This window comes from Streptomyces sp. UH6, from assembly GCF_013421635.1.
Taxonomy (GTDB): Bacteria; Actinomycetota; Actinomycetes; order Streptomycetales; family Streptomycetaceae; genus Streptomyces; species Streptomyces abyssomicinicus.
This window is the reverse complement of sequence record NZ_JACADT010001180.1, coordinates 1-1,571: the sequence shown is the minus strand read 5'-3', so window position 1 is coordinate 1,571 and position 1,571 is coordinate 1. Positions and strand designations below refer to the sequence as shown.

Annotated in this window: 2 protein-coding genes and 2 pseudogenes; 3 read left to right on the top strand and 1 reads right to left on the bottom strand. The window is 74.0% G+C overall.

The genetic code is table 11. The features are described from left to right. Positions 1-270: pseudogene (locus HW445_RS30395) on the bottom strand (hypothetical protein); the annotation flags it as partial. A gap of 140 nt (positions 271-410) precedes the next feature. Here HW445_RS30395 and npdG point away from each other — a divergent pair. The 3 genes and pseudogenes from npdG to HW445_RS34490 all read left to right on the top strand — a co-directional run. Further along, positions 411-1,127 (top strand): NADPH-dependent F420 reductase, encoded by a 717-nt coding sequence (gene npdG / locus HW445_RS30390; RefSeq protein ID WP_180224017.1) that lies wholly within the window; start codon positions 411-413, stop codon positions 1,125-1,127. 98 nt (positions 1,128-1,225) lie between these two features. Continuing rightward, a complete protein-coding gene (locus HW445_RS30385) occupies positions 1,226-1,414 on the top strand; it encodes a hypothetical protein (RefSeq protein WP_180224016.1) in 189 nt (62 codons plus the stop codon). A gap of 35 nt (positions 1,415-1,449) precedes the next feature. Further along, positions 1,450-1,571 (top strand): annotated as a pseudogene (locus tag HW445_RS34490) (SARP family transcriptional regulator); the annotation flags it as partial.

Here is a 1,571-nt window from a genome sequence, read left to right as displayed (position 1 = left end):
CAGCCCGACCGCCAGGTGGGCCGGGTCCGAGGCCCGCGCGGCGTGCCGCACCAGGGTGGGGGAGAGCTCCGGCGTCCCCGACCAGGCCGCCTCGTCCACCAGGTGTGCCGCCAGATGCCACGGCTCGTAGGCGGGCGTGCCCACCAGCAGCAGCCCCCCTCCGTGCGACACCACCGACCCGCGGAGCACCCCCGCGAACCGGCGCGTCGAGTCCAGCCACTCGGTCCCGGCCAGGACCTCGCGCAGCAGCGCCACCCGTACGGCATCCATGGGGCGCATGGTGCCGCACCCCGTGCCTCCGAGCGCCGGGTACGCCACCGGTTCCCCCGAAGTGACGGCCCGGCGTGGCGCGGGGTGACGTGAGCGATGCCACGGCGGTGCCACCGCCCACCGCACGTAAAGTCAGGCTCATGACCACTACAGACAGTGCGCAGAACGCTCCCCGGAAGGCTCCCGCCAAGGACCCTTGGGACCTCCCCGACGTCTCCGGGATGACCGTCGGCGTCCTCGGCGGCACCGGCGACCAGGGCCAGGGCCTCGCCTACCGCCTCGCCCGGGCCGGCCAGAAGGTGATCATCGGCTCGCGCGCCGCCGAGCGCGCCCGGGCCGTCGCCGAGGAACTGGGCGCCGGGGTCGAGGGCGCCGACAACGCCGAGTGCGCCCGCCGCAGCGACATCGTGATCGTCGCCGTGCCGTGGGACGGCCACGCCAGGACGCTCGAGTCGCTGCGCGAGGAGCTCGCCGGCAAGCTCGTCGTCGACTGCGTCAACCCGCTCGGCTTCGACAAGCAGGGCGCCTACGCGCTCCAGGTGGAGGAGGGCAGCGCCGCCCAGCAGGCCGCCGCGCTGCTGCCGGACTCCCGGGTCACCGCCGCCTTCCACCACCTCTCCGCCGTCCTGCTGAAGGACCCGGAGATCGACGAGATCGAGACCGACGTCATGGTGCTCGGCGAGGGGCGCGCCGACGTCGAGATCGTCCAGGCGCTCGCCGGCCGCATCCCCGGCATGCGGGGCGTCTTCGCCGGGCGGCTGCGCAACGCCCACCAGGTGGAGTCGCTGGTCGCCAACCTGATCTCGGTCAACCGCCGCTACAAGGCCCACGCCGGCCTGCGGCTCACCGACGTCTGACATCCGGCACGTCGGGACGGGGAGGCGGCGCGGGCCGGACCGGGGCATGGGGGACACTGGAGGGCACAAGTAGCCCACGCCGCTCAGGAGCGACCACCATGCCCCGCCTCGCCCTCTACGCCCTCGTCGTGTGTGTCCTGTCCGTGGTCGCCGCCGTCGTCTCCTTCGTCGAGGGCACCTGGTGGCTCGGGGTGATCTGGGTGCTGCTGGCCGGACTCTCCTCGAACATGTGCTGGTACTACTACAAGCGCACCAAGGCGGAGCGCGGCCACTCGGCGACCCGCTGATCCCGTCCCTCGCGGGTGCGGGGGACAATGGCGGGGTGCGCTACCGAGTCCTCGGCACCACCCAGGCCACCCGCCCCGACGGCACGCCCGTACCGGTCGGCGGGGCGCGTCTGCGCGCACTGCTGACCCTGCTCGCGCTGCGCCCCGGCCGCGTCGT

Excerpts from the sequence above, each read along its gene's own strand:
- npdG (WP_180224017.1), top strand. The coding sequence starts at position 411 with ATGACCACTACAGACAGTGCGCAGAACGCTCCCCGGAAGGCTCCCGCC.
- HW445_RS30385 (WP_180224016.1), top strand. The coding sequence starts at position 1,226 with ATGCCCCGCCTCGCCCTCTACGCCCTCGTCGTGTGTGTCCTGTCCGTG.